Below are 14,558 nucleotides of genomic sequence, written 5' to 3' on the forward strand. Positions count from 1 at the left end.
GGGGGCGTTCCTGCGAGGAGGAGTCGAGGAATGGGCGAAACGACGAAGAAGGCGTGGAACATCCGGAACAGGGTGGCGCTGAGCGGCAGTTACGGGTGGGCGGTCTTCCTGATGAGCGCGGCCGGCGCCATCGCCGACGGCGTGGGAGTGGACCGGGCGGCGGGGGAACTCCTCATGGAGCGGGGCTTCGGCTGGGCGGTGGCGTTCCTGCTCGTGCTCACCTGGACGCTGCCCGCCATGGGGCCCCGGCTCGTCGGACCGGACGAGGTGCTGCGGCCGCTCTCCCGGGCCGCGCGGGCGTGGGCGTTTCTGAGCATCGTGCTGGTGAGCCTGGGCGCGGTCGGCGCGTTGGCCGTGCTGTGGAGGGCGGGCCCGTTCGGCGAGAGCCTGGCCGAGGTGGTGCGGGCGATGGTGTCCGACCCGGCGCTGGGCGTCTTCCTCCTGGTCGCCGCCGTCTACGCGTTCACCTCGCCCGTCGTCTGGCCGACCGGAGCCGGGCTGCGCGGGCTGCTGTTCAAGGGGGGCGGCGGCCGCCGCCGGTGAGCGGGGCCGGCCACGGAGCCTCCGCGCCCGGCGGGGAGTGAAGATCTCACTTCCCCCGCCTCTCCCCCCGTGGTCGGATCGACGCCGACCGATCCGCGCCCTCCGCCGGCCAGGCTTTCACGGCGCGCGACGCAGCGAGGAGCACAAGAACAGTGGCGGGGCGTACACGACGTGAGAAGGCCGAGATCGGCGCCGTGTGGGCGGTCGTTGGGGCGGTGTACGCCCTGGCCGTCCTGTGCGCGGTGGTCCGGGGCCCGAAGGTGCTCCTGTACTTCTCGCCCGCGCTGCTCGGCTCGCTGGTCGCGGTCCGGTGCGTCCGGCGAGGAGTCCTCGTCGCCGTGAACGCCCGGGCCCCGGGCGATAATCGCACCTGTGATCAAGGTGCTGGTGGTCGACGACCATGACGTGGTGAGGTCCGGACTGACGGCGCTGCTGTCGGCCGAACTCGGCATCGAGGTCGTCGGACAGGCGGCGGACGGCCCGGCGGCGCTCGCCGAGGCGCAACGGCTGCGCCCGGACGTGGTGCTGCTCGACATCGATCTGCCCGGGCCGGACGGGATCGCGGTCGCCGCCGCGATCACCGAGAGCCTGCCCGACTGCCGCGTGTTGATCCTCACCGCCCTCGACCGCCCCGGCCATCTGCGCCGGGCGACCGACGCCGGAGCCGCCGGATACCTGCTCAAGAGCGCCACTCCCGCGCAGACCGCCGACGCCATCCGGCGGATCGCCGCGGGCGGCCGGGTCGTCGACCCCCGGATGCGCGACGGTGAGCGGTCCGCCCCCAGCCCGCTCACCGACCGGGAGGCCGAGGTCCTGCGGCTGGCCGCCGCCGGGGCGCACTCCCGGGAGATCGCCGCCGACCTGTTCCTCAGCGTCGGCACCGTACGCAACAGGCTCTCGTCGGCGGTCGGCAAACTCCACGCCCGCACCCTCGTCGACGCGGTGCGGATCGCGCAGGGCCAAGGATGGGTGTAGGGCCCCGGTACCTCAGGGCGGTGAGGTACGGGGGCCCTACGTCTCACGGGGACGGCGGACCGGTCAGGTGCCCGCCGTCCCGGTCGGCGGCGTCGGTCAGACGCCCGCGATCGACTGGATCCAGGAGCGGTACGCGGTGACGTTCGTGTACGCGGTCGTGGTCTGCCGGTCGCTGGTGGAGGCGACGCCGACCTGGATGCCGTTGGCGGTCATCGGGCCGCCGGAGTCGCCGCCCGCGGTGATGCCGTTGCCGCGCCGGGCGCAGATCGCCGAGCCGCCGTACGCGTCGCCGCAACCGCCGGTGACCGTCACGTTGGCGACCTTCAGGTAGCGGGACTGGCAGTTGGCCTCGGAGCCGCACTGCGAGGTGGCGCCCCAGCCCCAGACCTGGACGCTCTGCCCGACGCTCACGGAGCCGGGCGAGCCGAGGCGGGAGTAGGTCGCCTGCACGGAGCGGTCCAGGCGCACCAGCGCCAGGTCCGAGCTGTGGGTGTAGGTCTGGGCACCGTTGGCGACCACGCCGCCGCTGTGCTGGTCGAGGCTGCCGATGCGGAACGACAGGCCGCCGCCGGTGACGCAGTGCTTGGCGGTGAGGATCCAGGTCGGGGCGATGATCGTCGCCGAACAGGTCTCTCTGCCGTTCGAGAAGAGGCGCGCGGCCCAGGGGGCGTTCTGGGCGTAGCCGCCGCCGATGATCTGGGTGGTGGGCGGCGGGGCGTCCTGGAGCGGGGGCGCCGGGGCGGCCGAAGCGGACGGTGCGAAGAGGGCGAGGACGCAGGCCGCCGCGGCGGCGGCAGCGGGCACGAACCTGGATATACGCATGGTTCCTCGTTTCGCGCGACACGCCGGGGTGTGCGTGTCCGTGGGGGATGGTGGGCAACAGGGTGCCGGAGCGCGACGAGGCCGAGGTACTAACGTTTGGGCATAACACCGTTTTATGGGGCGGCAGTTGGGGCGAGCGCGTCCTCCGCTAGGGCCGCCACGTCCAGGGCGCGGCGTCCGTCCCGAACCCCACGGCGACCGGCCGCCCGTCCGCCCCGACGTGGAGGGCGGCCCCGTCCAGGGCGACCGGCCCCCGCGACCGTACGGCGGAACCCCCGGCGGTACGCAGCCGGATCCGGCCCTCCGGGGTCCGGCCCAGCAGGACGGGGCCGCCCGGCGAACCGGCGGCGGCCACCGGACCGTACCCCCCGAAGCGGGGCGCGGGCGCCGCGGCGGACCGTACGACGGCGAGCCCCGGCCGCGCGGCCGGCCGGTAGTACAGCTCCACGGACCCGTCCGGCGCGGCGAGCGCGCCGGGCGCGTGCGCAGGTACGGGGGCGTCCGTGAGCTGGGCACGGGCGGTGACGTCGGTGTCCGGGGCGTCCTGGGTCCAGTGGTGCACCGCGTGGTGCCCGGCCGCGTACACGTGGACGCGCCCCGCCGTGTCCACCACCGCGGTCAGACCGTCCTGCACCTCGCCCCCGCCCAGGTCGCGCCACCCGCTCCAGCGGCCGGTCCCCGCGTCGCGCACCCGGGTGCTCACCCCCTTCTCCGCGTTCCGCACGAAGAGGTGGACGCGGCCGTCCGGGGCCGCCACGGCGACGGGCACGCCGATCCGCCGCCCGTGGTCGGCGCCGACGGCAGGGTTGCCGAGCCCCCGCCAGGCGCGGAAGGGGCCGTCCGGCGCGTCCTGCTCCAGCAGCACGATCTCGCGCTCGTCGGCCGAGCCGTGGCCGCCGAGCGCGGCGAACCGCAGCCCGAACAGCAGGTGCCGCCCGTCCGCCGTCGCCGCCGAGGCCAGGACCGGTGCGAGCGGACCGCCGCCGAGGTCGTCCGCCGCCTCGAAGGCTCCGCTGCCGGGCGCGCTCTCGCGCCACCGGACGGCGCGCAGCCCCAGCACCCCGTAGACGGTGAGCCGGCCGTCCGCGCCGGCGGCGACCCGTGCGCGGGGCCCCGGGTAGCGGTGGTGGGTGGAGCGCACCCAGCCCTTCCGGTTGGTCAGCGGCCGGTCGCCGCCCACGTTGTAGTCACCGCAGCCGGAGGGGTTGCCGCACTCCCAGTCGGGTGCGCCGCCGTACGGGACGAGGTGGGCGGCCTTGCGCTCCAGCACCTCGGGCGGCAGGTTCTTGGGCCAGTGCCGGTTGTAGTAGCCCCGGAAGGAGGCGACGGCGAAGGCGGGCACGGGCTTCCCGGCCGCCGTGGCCCGCGCCACCCAGCGGATCAGCGCCGCCCAGGCGAAGCCGCCGGCCGCGGTGTGGTCGGCGTGGTCGGAGTACCCGCGCTGCTCACTGTCCCGGCGGCGCTCGTACTCGCTGCTGAACTGGAGGTCCGGGTCCGGGTCGAGGGTGTGCACGACGGTCGGCCGGTACCGCTCCAGCAACCCCGCGAGCACGTCGATCAGGGAGTCGTACGTGTACGAACCGGTCTGCTCCAGCGGGGAGCCGGCCGCGACGACGGTAGGCAGCACCAGCCGCCGGTCGCGCCAGAGGCTGGGCAGCCCGAGCCGGCCGCGCCCGGTGTGCATCGCGGTGTTGAGGAAGACCAGCTCGACCCTCCCCGCCCCGCCGGCCAGGACGTTCAGCTCGGCCCGGTGGCCCCCGCCCAGGGCGATCACCGACTTCTGCCAGGGCGTGAAGCGGTCCAGCCCGAGCAGCTCGGCGTACGCCTGGCGCAGGCCCTGGTGGCGGGCGGAGGAGTACCCGGCCCGGTCGGCGGCCGGGCGAGGGGCCCCGGGGATCTTGTTGACCCCGTCGGCCTCGCCCGCGGTGAGGTAGACGCAGACCACCGGGGTGCCCGCGTCGAGGGCCTCGCGGGTGTCCGGGTTCATGAAGTACAGGTCGTCGTCCGGGTGGGCCAGCAGCTGCATGACCAGCGCCCGCCGGGTGCTCGCTATGGCCAGGCCGGGCGCCGGATCGGCCACCGGCCCGCGGCGCCGGGGGACCGGCACGGCGCATCCGGCGGTGGCGGCGGTCGCGGTGGCCGCCAGGAGCAGGGCGCGCCGGGGCACCCGTATCCGGGCCGGGACAGATCGATCCACCACGCCGCGCACTCCGTCCGCTCCCGCTTCCCCCGCAGCGGGCGAACGACCGCCCCGTCCTGCGTACTCCTGGCTCTTCGCGCAGGTCAGCGGCTGGTCGGCGGCGCCTGCGGGGGAGTAGACGGAGATCGGGGCGGTCGGGTTGCCCGGCCGGGACGTGGGATCGCGCACCGGGAACGCGTGGGCGGAGCCCCCTGCCCCGGCGGTGACCGCGCGCCGGGCGAGGAGGCGGCGGGCGGGCCGCCCCGGCGTGCGTCGACGGGCGCCCCGCGCAGCTCAGGGGGAGGGGCGCCCCGCTGGGCGCCCCGGCGTCCGGTGTGATCGCCGCCATGGCCGGATTCCGGCGCATCCCTCAGACTGTTCCGAGAGGGTTCGGAGGCCCCGGATGCGTGCCCGCGTTTGAGCGGCCGCTCGCTCGGGGTAGTATTCCCGGCTCGATTGGCCAGGCCCGCACCCCGTATGGCACACTGACCAGGTTGCTCGGTTGAGTGTCAATGCTGCGCGCCTCCCGCCGGGAGGACCGGAAGCGAGTCCCACAGTACTCGTCGGCCCCCAGGGCCGGACGTACGGGAATCTTCCGGGAAGCACAGCAGGGTGCTGACCAGGCGCCCGGCGGGTGTTCCACCCCCGGTTCCGCGGTCCTCGGCCCGCACCCCCTTGGTTGGGATCTCCCTGGCGGGAGATTTTCGTAGAGGGGATGCGACACGCCCGACCGCGTGGGTCGGAGGGGGAGTCCAGAGAACCCCCGGGTTCCAGAGCGTTAAACAGAGAGACAGGACTACTAGTAGCCATGGCGGGACAGAAGATCCGCATCCGGCTCAAGGCCTACGACCACGAGGTCATCGACTCCTCGGCGAAGAAGATCGTCGAGACGGTGACCCGCACTGGTGCGTCGGTCGCGGGCCCGGTGCCGCTGCCCACTGAGAAGAACGTGTACTGCGTCATCAAGTCGCCGCACAAGTACAAGGACTCTCGCGAGCACTTCGAGATGCGCACCCACAAGCGCCTCATCGACATCCTCGACCCCACGCCGAAGACGGTTGACTCGCTGATGCGCCTCGACCTCCCGGCCGGCGTCGACATCGAGATCAAGCTCTGAGGGGACGGGCCGAGATGAGCAAGAACATCAAGGGCGTCCTGGGCGAGAAGCTCGGCATGACGCAGGTCTGGGACGAGAACAACCGGGTCGTCCCGGTGACCGTCGTCAAGGCCGGTCCCTGCGTCGTGACGCAGGTGCGCACCAACGACAGCGACGGCTACGAAGCGGTCCAGATCGCCTTCGGCGAGATCGACCCGCGCAAGGTGAACAAGCCCCTCAAGGGTCACTTCGCCAAGGCCGACGTCACCCCGCGCCGCCACCTGGTCGAGCTCCGCACCCCTGACGCCAGCGAGTACACGCTGGGCCAGGAGGTCACCGCCGCTGTGTTCGAGTCCGGCGTCAAGGTCGACGTCACGGGCAAGAGCAAGGGCAAGGGCTTCGCCGGTGTCATGAAGCGTCACAACTTCAAGGGCGGCAAGGCGTCCCACGGTGCCCACCGTGTGCACCGCATGCCGGGCTCCATCGGTGGCTGTGCCACCCCCGGCCGTGTCTTCAAGGGCATGCGCATGGCGGGTCGCATGGGCAACGAGCGCGTCACCACCCAGAACCTGACCATCCACGCGGTTGACGCGGAGAAGGGTCTGCTCCTCATCAAGGGCGCGGTCCCCGGTCCGAACGGCGGCCTCGTCCTGGTCCGTACCGCGGCCAAGGGGGCTTGAGGTAATGAGCACCATTGACATCCTTTCGCCGGCAGGCGACAAGGCCGGTACCGTCGAGCTCCCCGCGGAGATCTTCGACGCGAAGACCAGCGTTCCGCTGATCCACCAGGTCGTCGTCGCTCAGCTGGCGGCTGCCCGTCAGGGCACGCACAAGACCAAGACCCGCGGCGAAGTCCGCGGCGGTGGCAAGAAGCCGTACCGCCAGAAGGGCACCGGCCGCGCCCGTCAGGGCTCGACCCGCGCCCCGCAGTTCGCCGGCGGTGGCGTCGTCCACGGCCCGCAGCCGCGTGACTACTCGCAGCGGACCCCGAAGAAGATGAAGGCCGCCGCCCTGCGCGGTGCCCTCTCCGACCGGGCCCGTCACTCCCGCATCCACGTCGTCACCGGCGTGGTCGAGAGCGAGATCTCCACCAAGGCCGCCAAGACGCTGCTCGGCAAGATCTCGGAGCGCCCCAACGTGCTCCTGGTCGTCGAGCGCTCCGACGAGGCCGCGTGGCTGTCCGCGCGCAACCTGCCCCAGGTGCACATCCTGGAGCCGGGCCAGCTCAACACGTACGACGTGATCGTCTCTGACGACGTGGTCTTCACCCAGGCCGCCCTCGAGTCCTTCGTGTCTGGCCCCCAGACCGCTGAGACCGAAGGGAGCGCCGCCTGATGAGTGAGGCGACCGTTACCAGCAAGACGTACTCGGACCCGCGTGACGTTCTCGTCAAGCCCGTGGTCTCCGAGAAGAGCTACGCGCTGCTCGACGAGAACAAGTACACGTTCATCGTCGCGCCGGGCTCCAACAAGACCCAGATCAAGCAGGCCGTGGAAGCGGTCTTCTCGGTCAAGGTCACCGGGGTCAACACGATCAACCGGCAGGGTAAGCGCAAGCGGACCAAGACCGGCTTCGGCAAGCGCTCCGACACGAAGCGCGCCATCGTGACCCTCGCCGAGGGCGACCGTATCGACATCTTCGGCGGCCCGACCTCCTAGTGAGGTCGAGTCGTCCAGGATCCGGAATTCTTCCGAGGACTGAGAGACAATGGGTATCCGCAAGTACAAGCCGACGACCCCGGGCCGTCGTGGCTCCAGCGTCGCCGACTTTGTCGAGATCACGCGGTCCACGCCGGAGAAGTCGCTGGTCCGCCCTCTGCACAACAAGGGCGGCCGTAACAACGCCGGTCGTGTGACCGTTCGCCACCAGGGTGGTGGCCACAAGCGCGCCTACCGCGTGATCGACTTCCGTCGTCACGACAAGGACGGCGTGCCGGCCAAGGTCGCGCACATCGAGTACGACCCGAACCGCACCGCGCGCATCGCGCTGCTGCACTACGCGGACGGCGAGAAGCGTTACATCGTCGCTCCCCGTGGCCTGTCGCAGGGTGACCGTGTCGAGAACGGTCCGACCGCCGACATCAAGCCCGGCAACAACCTGGCGCTGCGCAACATCCCGGTCGGTACGACCATCCACGCCATCGAGCTGCGGCCCGGCGGCGGCGCGAAGTTCGCCCGTTCCGCGGGTGCCTCCGTGCAGCTGCTGGCGAAGGAGGGCACCATGGCCCACCTTCGTATGCCGTCGGGTGAGATCCGCCTGGTCGACGCGCGCTGCCGCGCGACGATCGGCGAGGTCGGCAACGCCGAGCAGTCGAACATCAACTGGGGCAAGGCCGGCCGCATGCGCTGGAAGGGCGTGCGCCCGACCGTCCGCGGTGTCGCGATGAACCCGGTTGACCACCCGCACGGTGGTGGTGAAGGCAAGACCTCCGGTGGTCGCCACCCGGTCTCGCCGTGGGGTCAGAAGGAGGGTCGTACGCGTTCTCCCAAGAAGGCGAGCAACAAGTACATCGTCCGCCGCCGCAAGACGAACAAGAAGCGCTAGGAGCGGGTTTAGATGCCGCGCAGTCTCAAGAAGGGGCCCTTCGTCGACGGACACCTCATCAAGAAGGTGGACGTACAGAACGAGGCAGGCACCAAGAACGTCATCAAGACCTGGTCCCGTCGCTCGATGATCGTCCCGGCCATGCTGGGTCACACCATCGCGGTGCACAACGGCAAGATCCACGTCCCGGTGTTCGTCACCGAGTCGATGGTCGGCCACAAGCTCGGCGAGTTCTCGCCGACTCGCACCTTCCGCGGCCACGTCAAGGACGACCGGAAGTCGAAGCGCCGCTAAGCGCGGGGTGGAAACGACTATGACTTACACCGAAGGGACAACCATGGAAGCCAGGGCCCAGGCGCGGTACATCCGCGTCACGCCCATGAAGGCCCGCCGCGTGGTGGACCTCATCCGTGGCATGGACGCCACGGAGGCTCAGGCGGTCCTGCGTTTCGCCCCGCAGGCCGCGAGCGTGCCGGTTGGCAAGGTGCTGGACAGCGCCATCGCCAACGCCGCACACAACTACGACCACACCGACGCCTCTTCGCTGGTCATCAGCGAGGCGTACGTGGACGAGGGTCCGACCCTGAAGCGGTTCCGGCCGCGTGCCCAGGGCCGCGCCTACCGGATCCGTAAGCGGACCAGCCACATCACCGTGGTCGTCAGCAGCAAGGAAGGAACCCGGTAATGGGCCAGAAGGTAAACCCGCACGGGTTCCGGCTCGGCATCACCACGGACTTCAAGTCCCGCTGGTACGCCGACAAGCTGTACAAGGACTACGTCAAGGAAGACGTCGCCATTCGTCGCATGATGACGAAGGGCATGGAGCGGGCCGGCATCTCGAAGGTCGAGATCGAGCGCACCCGCGACCGCGTCCGCGTTGACATCCACACCGCGCGTCCGGGCATCGTCATCGGCCGCCGCGGCGCCGAGGCCGACCGCATCCGCGGCGAGCTGGAGAAGCTGACCGGCAAGCAGGTCCAGCTGAACATCCTCGAGGTCAAGAACCCCGAGGTGGACGCTCAGCTGGTGGCCCAGGCCGTCGCCGAGCAGCTCTCCTCCCGCGTCTCCTTCCGTCGGGCCATGCGTAAGAGCATGCAGTCCTCGATGAAGGCCGGCGCCAAGGGCATCAAGATCCAGTGCGGTGGCCGCCTCGGCGGCGCCGAGATGTCCCGCTCGGAGTTCTACCGCGAGGGCCGCGTGCCCCTGCACACGCTCCGGGCCAACGTCGACTACGGCTTCTTCGAGGCCAAGACGACCTTCGGCCGCATCGGCGTGAAGGTCTGGATCTACAAGGGCGACGTCAAGAACATCGCCGAGGTTCGCGCCGAGAACGCCGCGGCCCGCGCCGGCAACCGTCCGGCTCGTGGCGGCACCGACCGCCCGGCCGGCCGCGGTGGCCGTGGTGGCGAGCGTGGCGGTCGCGGCCGTAAGCCGCAGCAGTCGCCGGCAGCCGAGGCCCCCAAGGCCGACGCCGCCGCTGCTCCGGCTGCTGAGAGCACCGGAACGGAGGCCTGACCGAAATGCTGATCCCCCGTAGGGTCAAGCACCGCAAGCAGCACCACCCGAAGCGCAGCGGTATGTCCAAGGGTGGCACGCAGGTTGCGTTCGGCGAGTACGGCATCCAGGCGCTGACCCCGGCGTACGTGACGAACCGTCAGATCGAGTCCGCTCGTATCGCGATGACCCGTCACATCAAGCGTGGCGGCAAGGTCTGGATCAACATCTACCCGGACCGTCCCCTGACGAAGAAGCCGGCCGAGACCCGCATGGGTTCCGGTAAGGGTTCTCCCGAGTGGTGGATCGCGAACGTCAAGCCCGGTCGGGTGATGTTCGAGCTGTCCTACCCGAACGAGAAGATTGCTCGTGAGGCGCTCACCCGCGCTGCTCACAAGCTTCCGATGAAGTGCCGGATCGTGCGGCGCGAGGCAGGTGAGTCGTGATGTCGGCCGGTACCAAGGCGTCCGAGCTGCGCGAGCTGGGCGACGAGGAGCTCCTCAACAAGCTCCGCGAAGCCAAGGAAGAGCTGTTCAACCTCCGCTTCCAGGCGGCGACGGGCCAGCTCGAGAACCACGGTCGGCTCAAGTCCGTCCGTAAGGACATCGCCCGGATCTACACCCTGATGCGTGAGCGCGAGCTGGGCATCGAGACGGTGGAGAGTGCCTGATGAGCGAGAAGACTGTGACTGAGACGAACACCGAGCGCGGTTTCCGCAAGACCCGTGAGGGTCTGGTCGTCAGCGACAAGATGGACAAGACCGTCGTCGTCGCCGTCGAGGACCGCGTGAAGCACGCCCTGTACGGCAAGGTCATCCGCCGTACGAACAAGCTCAAGGCCCACGACGAGCAGAACTCCGCCGGCGTCGGCGACCGCGTCCTCATCATGGAGACGCGTCCGCTGTCCGCCTCGAAGCGCTGGCGCATCGTCGAGATCCTCGAGAAGGCCAAGTAATTCCTGAGGGGTTTCCCTCAGGTCAGTTCCGCCAGGCTCGGTGAGGGAGCCGCGTAAGTCACTTACGCGGCTCCCGGCCGGGAACCGGCAGACGATCAGGAGATAGACGTGATCCAGCAGGAGTCGCGACTGCGCGTCGCCGACAACACGGGTGCGAAGGAAATTCTCACCATTCGTGTTCTCGGTGGCTCGGGTCGCCGCTACGCGGGTATCGGTGACGTCATCGTCGCCACCGTCAAGGACGCGATCCCCGGTGGCAACGTGAAGAAGGGTGACGTCGTCAAGGCCGTCATCGTTCGCACCGTCAAGGAGCGTCGTCGTCAGGATGGCTCGTACATCCGCTTCGACGAGAACGCCGCCGTCATTCTGAAGAACGACGGCGACCCCCGCGGCACCCGCATCTTCGGCCCCGTGGGCCGGGAGCTGCGCGAGAAGAAGTTCATGAAGATCATCTCGCTCGCGCCGGAGGTGCTGTAAGCATGAAGATCAAGAAGGGCGACCTGGTCCAGGTCATCACCGGTAAGGACAAGGGCAAGCAGGGCAAGGTCATCGTGGCCTACCCCGCTCAGGACCGCGTCCTCGTCGAGGGTGTCAACCGGGTCAAGAAGCACACCAAGGCCGGTCAGACGGCTCGCGGTTCGCAGACGGGTGGCATTGTGACCACCGAGGCTCCGATCCACGTCAGCAACGTTCAGCTGGTCGTGGAGAAGGACGGCAACAAGGTTGTCACCCGCGTCGGCTACCGCTTTGACGACGAGGGCAACAAGATCCGCGTTGCCAAGCGGACCGGTGAGGACATCTGATGACTGCCACCACTGCGCCGCGTCTCAAGACGCGCTACCGCGAGGAAATCGCCGGCAAGCTGCGTGAGGAGTTCTCGTACGAGAACGTCATGCAGGTTCCCGGTCTGGTCAAGATCGTGGTCAACATGGGTGTGGGCGACGCCGCCCGCGACTCCAAGCTGATCGACGGGGCCGTCCGCGACCTCACCACGATCACCGGTCAGAAGCCGGCCGTCACGAAGGCCCGCAAGTCCATCGCGCAGTTCAAGCTGCGCGAGGGCCAGCCGATCGGCTGCCACGTCACCCTCCGCGGTGACCGGATGTGGGAGTTCCTGGACCGTACGCTGTCGCTCGCGCTGCCGCGTATCCGTGACTTCCGTGGCCTGTCGCCGAAGCAGTTCGACGGCCGTGGCAACTACACCTTCGGTCTCACGGAGCAGGTCATGTTCCACGAGATCGACCAGGACAAGATCGACCGGGTCCGGGGCATGGACATCACCGTGGTCACCACGGCGACCAACGACGACGAGGGTCGTGCCCTGCTTCGTCACCTCGGCTTCCCGTTCAAGGAGAACTGACCGTGGCGAAGAAGGCTCTGATCGCTAAGGCCGCCCGTAAGCCGAAGTTCGGCGTCCGCGGGTACACCCGCTGCCAGCGCTGCGGCCGGCCCCACTCCGTCTACCGCAAGTTCGGCCTGTGCCGCGTGTGCCTTCGTGAGATGGCTCACCGTGGCGAGCTGCCGGGCGTGACCAAGAGCTCCTGGTAACTCTCCTTCGCCCCCTGGGCGTTGGAAGTTCCCGGAGACTCTCGGTAAGCATCTGGTCGGCAGGGGCCCCGCCTTTCATGCCGTAGGCTTGAAGGGTTGGGCGCCTGCCGCCCTAGACCGACTTACTACGCCGTAGGTCCCCGCACCGCACCCGTCCCGCCAGTGAGTGGGGAGAGGGATGGCGCATACAGGAAACCCCGGCGAGAGAGGCCGAAGGCCAATTCATGACCATGACTGATCCCATCGCAGACATGCTCACGCGTCTGCGTAACGCGAACTCGGCATACCACGACTCCGTCGTGATGCCGCACAGCAAGATCAAGTCGCACATCGCGGAGATCCTCCAGCAGGAGGGCTTCATCACCGGCTGGAAGGTCGAGGACGCCGAGGTCGGCAAGAACCTCGTCCTGGAGCTGAAGTTCGGTCCGAACCGCGAGCGTTCGATCGCCGGCATCAAGCGCATCTCGAAGCCGGGTCTGCGTGTGTACGCAAAGTCCACCAACCTGCCGAAGGTCCTCGGTGGCCTGGGAGTGGCGATCATCTCCACCTCCCACGGTCTCCTGACCGGCCAGCAGGCAGGCAAGAAGGGCGTAGGTGGGGAAGTCCTCGCCTACGTCTGGTAGTCGGGAAAGGAAGGAAAGCTCATGTCGCGAATCGGCAAGCTCCCCATCCAGGTTCCCGCCGGTGTGGACGTCACCATCGATGGCCGTACGGTCGCGGTGAAGGGCCCCAAGGGTTCCCTCACGCACACCGTCGCCGCGCCGATCGAGGTCTCCAAGGGTGAGGACGGCGTTCTCAACGTCACCCGCCCGAACGACGAGCGTCAGAACAAGGCCCTCCACGGCCTGTCCCGCACGCTGGTGGCGAACATGATCACCGGCGTGACCGCGGGTTACTCCAAGGCGCTCGAGATCAGCGGTGTCGGTTACCGCGTCCAGGCGAAGGGCTCCAACCTGGAGTTCGCCCTGGGCTACAGCCACCCGATCCTCATCGAGGCTCCGGAGGGCATCACCTTCAAGGTCGAGTCGCCCACGAAGCTCAGCGTCGAGGGCATCGACAAGCAGAAGGTCGGCGAGGTGGCCGCCAACATCCGCAAGCTGCGGAAGCCCGACCCGTACAAGGCCAAGGGCGTCAAGTACGCGGGCGAAGTCATCCGCCGCAAGGTCGGAAAGGCTGGTAAGTAGCCATGGCATACGGTGTGAAGATCGCCAAGGGCGACGCGTACAAGCGCGCTGCCCGCAAGCGCCGCCACATCCGCGTCCGCAAGCACCTGTCGGGTTCGCCGGAGCGTCCCCGTCTGGTCGTGACGCGTTCCAACCGCCACATCGTGGCCCAGGTCATCGACGACATCGCGGGCCACACGCTCGCGTCGGCGTCGACCCTGGACACCTCGATCCGTGGTGGCGAGGGTGACAAGAGCGCCCAGGCCAAGCAGGTCGGCGCCCTGGTCGCCGAGCGTGCCAAGGCTGCAGGCGTCGAGACCGTCGTGTTTGACCGCGGTGGTAACCAGTACGCCGGGCGGATTGCCGCTCTGGCTGACGCCGCCCGTGAAGCCGGGCTGAAGTTCTAAGCCCCGGTTCCTACGCACAGCGGACGTAACAGAGAGAGGTAATTCCCATGGCTGGACCCCAGCGCCGCGGAAGCGGTGCCGGTGGCGGCGAGCGGCGGGACCGGAAGGGCCGCGACGGTGGCGCAGCCGCCGAGAAGACCGCGTACGTCGAGCGCGTCGTCGCGATCAACCGCGTCGCCAAGGTTGTGAAGGGTGGTCGTCGCTTCAGCTTCACCGCGCTCGTCGTGGTGGGCGATGGTGACGGCACCGTCGGTGTCGGATACGGCAAGGCCAAGGAAGTTCCCGCGGCCATCGCCAAGGGTGTCGAAGAGGCCAAGAAGAACTTCTTCAAGGTCCCCCGCATCCAGGGCACCATCCCTCACCCGATCACGGGCGAGAAGGCTGCGGGCGTCGTCCTGCTCAAGCCGGCTTCCCCCGGTACCGGTGTTATCGCCGGTGGCCCGGTGCGCGCCGTGCTCGAGTGCGCCGGCGTTCACGACATCCTGTCGAAGTCGCTTGGCTCGTCCAACGCGATCAACATCGTGCACGCGACCGTGGAGGCCCTCAAGGGCCTGCAGCGTCCCGAGGAGATCGCGGCCCGCCGCGGTCTGCCGCTCGAGGACGTCGCCCCCGCGGCTCTGCTCCGTGCGCGTGCGGGAGCGGGTGCGTAATGGCCCGTCTCAAGATCACGCAGACCAAGTCGTACATCGGCAGCAAGCAGAACCACCGCGACACCCTGCGTTCGCTCGGGCTCAAGCGCCTGAACGACTCGGTTGTCAAGGAGGACCGCCCCGAGTTCCGCGGAATGGTGCACACCGTCCGCCACCTCGTGACGGTTGAGGAGGTTGACTGAC

The 14,558-nt window shown here is 69.3% G+C and carries 25 protein-coding genes; 23 read left to right on the forward strand and 2 right to left on the reverse strand.

Features of this window, described 5'->3' with window-relative positions:
- Nucleotides 1-30 precede the first annotated feature (30 nt).
- The 3 genes from ACH4K1_RS02000 to ACH4K1_RS02010 all read left to right on the forward strand — a co-directional run bounded on the left by ACH4K1_RS02000 (nt 31) and on the right by ACH4K1_RS02010 (nt 1,518).
- Nucleotides 31-543 carry a hypothetical protein gene (locus tag ACH4K1_RS02000; RefSeq protein WP_398085528.1) on the forward strand — a complete coding sequence of 171 codons (513 nt, stop codon included), beginning with the start codon at nt 31-33 and terminating at the stop codon, nt 541-543.
- 152 nt (nt 544-695) lie between these two features.
- Complete coding sequence (locus ACH4K1_RS02005) at nt 696-947, forward strand: hypothetical protein (protein WP_398085530.1); 252 nt, start codon at nt 696-698, stop codon at nt 945-947.
- Nucleotides 916-1,518, forward strand: coding sequence for a DNA-binding response regulator (locus tag ACH4K1_RS02010; protein WP_398085533.1), 603 nt, complete (start codon nt 916-918; stop codon nt 1,516-1,518). The genes ACH4K1_RS02005 and ACH4K1_RS02010 overlap by 32 nt, the downstream gene beginning before the upstream one ends.
- 96 nt (nt 1,519-1,614) lie before the next feature.
- Here the strand turns inward: ACH4K1_RS02010 and ACH4K1_RS02015 are convergent, their stop codons facing one another.
- Nucleotides 1,615-2,340: a trypsin-like serine protease gene (locus ACH4K1_RS02015; RefSeq protein ID WP_228993331.1), complete on the reverse strand. Its 726-nt coding sequence runs from the start codon at nt 2,338-2,340 to the stop codon at nt 1,615-1,617.
- Between the two features lie 148 nt (nt 2,341-2,488).
- Nucleotides 2,489-4,507 carry a PIG-L family deacetylase gene (locus ACH4K1_RS02020; protein WP_398086565.1) on the reverse strand — a complete coding sequence of 673 codons (2,019 nt, stop codon included), beginning with the start codon at nt 4,505-4,507 and terminating at the stop codon, nt 2,489-2,491.
- A gap of 820 nt (nt 4,508-5,327) precedes the next feature.
- Between ACH4K1_RS02020 and rpsJ the strand changes: the two genes are divergently transcribed.
- From rpsJ to rpmD, 20 genes are all read left to right on the forward strand, one after another.
- Nucleotides 5,328-5,636: a 30S ribosomal protein S10 gene (rpsJ, locus tag ACH4K1_RS02025; protein WP_003948644.1), complete on the forward strand. Its 309-nt coding sequence runs from the start codon at nt 5,328-5,330 to the stop codon at nt 5,634-5,636.
- 14 nt (nt 5,637-5,650) lie between these two features.
- Nucleotides 5,651-6,295: a 50S ribosomal protein L3 gene (gene rplC / locus ACH4K1_RS02030; protein WP_030112814.1), complete on the forward strand. Its 645-nt coding sequence runs from the start codon at nt 5,651-5,653 to the stop codon at nt 6,293-6,295.
- 4 nt (nt 6,296-6,299) lie between these two features.
- The gene (gene rplD / locus ACH4K1_RS02035) at nt 6,300-6,950 is read left to right on the forward strand and encodes a 50S ribosomal protein L4 (protein ID WP_073764884.1); all 651 of its coding nucleotides are present in this window, start codon (nt 6,300-6,302) and stop codon (nt 6,948-6,950) included.
- Nucleotides 6,950-7,273, forward strand: coding sequence for a 50S ribosomal protein L23 (rplW, locus tag ACH4K1_RS02040; protein WP_007446738.1), 324 nt, complete (start codon nt 6,950-6,952; stop codon nt 7,271-7,273). Before rplD ends, rplW begins: the two co-directional genes overlap by 1 nt.
- A gap of 49 nt (nt 7,274-7,322) precedes the next feature.
- Nucleotides 7,323-8,159, forward strand: a complete 837-nt coding sequence (rplB, locus tag ACH4K1_RS02045; RefSeq protein WP_030112812.1) for a 50S ribosomal protein L2 — start codon at nt 7,323-7,325, stop codon at nt 8,157-8,159.
- Between the two features lie 12 nt (nt 8,160-8,171).
- A complete protein-coding gene (gene rpsS, locus ACH4K1_RS02050; protein ID WP_003966956.1) occupies nt 8,172-8,453 on the forward strand; it encodes a 30S ribosomal protein S19 in 282 nt (93 codons plus the stop codon).
- Nucleotides 8,454-8,496: 43 nt separating this feature from the next.
- Nucleotides 8,497-8,844 carry a 50S ribosomal protein L22 gene (gene rplV / locus ACH4K1_RS02055; protein WP_004571827.1) on the forward strand — a complete coding sequence of 116 codons (348 nt, stop codon included), beginning with the start codon at nt 8,497-8,499 and terminating at the stop codon, nt 8,842-8,844.
- Nucleotides 8,844-9,674, forward strand: coding sequence for a 30S ribosomal protein S3 (gene rpsC, locus ACH4K1_RS02060; protein ID WP_228993330.1), 831 nt, complete (start codon nt 8,844-8,846; stop codon nt 9,672-9,674). The genes rplV and rpsC overlap by 1 nt, the downstream gene beginning before the upstream one ends.
- A 5-nt stretch (nt 9,675-9,679) precedes the next feature.
- Nucleotides 9,680-10,099 (forward strand): 50S ribosomal protein L16, encoded by a 420-nt coding sequence (rplP, locus tag ACH4K1_RS02065; protein WP_003966953.1) that lies wholly within the window; start codon nt 9,680-9,682, stop codon nt 10,097-10,099.
- Entirely contained in the window at nt 10,099-10,323 is a 225-nt protein-coding gene (rpmC, locus tag ACH4K1_RS02070) for a 50S ribosomal protein L29 (protein WP_003966952.1), read from the forward strand. The genes rplP and rpmC overlap by 1 nt, the downstream gene beginning before the upstream one ends.
- Nucleotides 10,323-10,607, forward strand: coding sequence for a 30S ribosomal protein S17 (gene rpsQ, locus ACH4K1_RS02075; RefSeq protein WP_018490820.1), 285 nt, complete (start codon nt 10,323-10,325; stop codon nt 10,605-10,607). The genes rpmC and rpsQ overlap by 1 nt, the downstream gene beginning before the upstream one ends.
- Before the next feature lie 108 nt (nt 10,608-10,715).
- Nucleotides 10,716-11,084, forward strand: coding sequence for a 50S ribosomal protein L14 (rplN, locus tag ACH4K1_RS02080; RefSeq protein WP_003966950.1), 369 nt, complete (start codon nt 10,716-10,718; stop codon nt 11,082-11,084).
- A 2-nt stretch (nt 11,085-11,086) separates the two neighbouring features.
- Nucleotides 11,087-11,410, forward strand: a complete 324-nt coding sequence (gene rplX / locus ACH4K1_RS02085) for a 50S ribosomal protein L24 (protein ID WP_003966949.1) — start codon at nt 11,087-11,089, stop codon at nt 11,408-11,410.
- Nucleotides 11,410-11,967, forward strand: coding sequence for a 50S ribosomal protein L5 (rplE, locus tag ACH4K1_RS02090; RefSeq protein WP_006126888.1), 558 nt, complete (start codon nt 11,410-11,412; stop codon nt 11,965-11,967). The genes rplX and rplE overlap by 1 nt, the downstream gene beginning before the upstream one ends.
- 2 nt (nt 11,968-11,969) lie before the next feature.
- The gene (locus ACH4K1_RS02095) at nt 11,970-12,155 is read left to right on the forward strand and encodes a type Z 30S ribosomal protein S14 (protein WP_003948630.1); all 186 of its coding nucleotides are present in this window, start codon (nt 11,970-11,972) and stop codon (nt 12,153-12,155) included.
- A gap of 224 nt (nt 12,156-12,379) precedes the next feature.
- On the forward strand, nt 12,380-12,778 hold the full coding sequence (gene rpsH, locus ACH4K1_RS02100; RefSeq protein ID WP_003966947.1) for a 30S ribosomal protein S8: 399 nt from the start codon (nt 12,380-12,382) through the stop codon (nt 12,776-12,778).
- Between the two features lie 21 nt (nt 12,779-12,799).
- Nucleotides 12,800-13,339: a 50S ribosomal protein L6 gene (gene rplF, locus ACH4K1_RS02105; RefSeq protein ID WP_003966946.1), complete on the forward strand. Its 540-nt coding sequence runs from the start codon at nt 12,800-12,802 to the stop codon at nt 13,337-13,339.
- 2 nt (nt 13,340-13,341) lie between these two features.
- Nucleotides 13,342-13,725, forward strand: a complete 384-nt coding sequence (gene rplR, locus ACH4K1_RS02110; RefSeq protein ID WP_228993329.1) for a 50S ribosomal protein L18 — start codon at nt 13,342-13,344, stop codon at nt 13,723-13,725.
- Between the two features lie 47 nt (nt 13,726-13,772).
- Complete coding sequence (gene rpsE / locus ACH4K1_RS02115) at nt 13,773-14,375, forward strand: 30S ribosomal protein S5 (protein WP_006126891.1); 603 nt, start codon at nt 13,773-13,775, stop codon at nt 14,373-14,375.
- The gene (rpmD, locus tag ACH4K1_RS02120) at nt 14,375-14,557 is read left to right on the forward strand and encodes a 50S ribosomal protein L30 (RefSeq protein WP_003966943.1); all 183 of its coding nucleotides are present in this window, start codon (nt 14,375-14,377) and stop codon (nt 14,555-14,557) included. Before rpsE ends, rpmD begins: the two co-directional genes overlap by 1 nt.
- The last annotated feature ends 1 nt before the right edge of the window (nt 14,558 follow it).

The sequence above is a fragment of the Streptomyces sp. NPDC017448 genome, from assembly GCF_044330565.1.
Lineage (GTDB): Bacteria > Actinomycetota > Actinomycetes > Streptomycetales > Streptomycetaceae > Streptomyces.